Annotated in this window: 1 protein-coding gene; it reads right to left on the reverse strand. The window is 40.8% G+C overall.

What is annotated here, in order from left to right; translation table 11 throughout:
- Positions 1–314: extracellular solute-binding protein (locus CHH91_RS18225; protein ID WP_141234205.1), on the reverse strand; the 314-nt coding region annotated here is incomplete at both ends.

Consider the following 314-nt stretch of genomic DNA (forward strand, 5'->3'; position numbering starts at 1 on the left):
CTTCAATGTCACCGCCTAAGTTTTGAATTTGCGCCAATATGACCCAACTGATTAATGAATCATTGACAGCATAGTCCCCATCTTCCAACTTGCCTTGCAACGATAAAAGCTCATCAAAAGTGACCACATCATCGTCTAAAAAATGTTCAACTCCGTATTTGCTAAGCAAATCTTGATTGTAATACATCGCATTAGCGTGAATATCAAGGGGAATCGTATATTGGACGCCATCGATATTGCCTGAATGATACGCTTGTTCTAAATAGTTTTCTGCCTGTAGGCCTTCCTGTGAGCGAATCACGTCAGTCATTGGT

The organism is Virgibacillus sp. 7505 (genome assembly GCF_002272135.1).
Classification (GTDB): Bacteria; Bacillota; Bacilli; order Bacillales; family Amphibacillaceae; genus Terribacillus.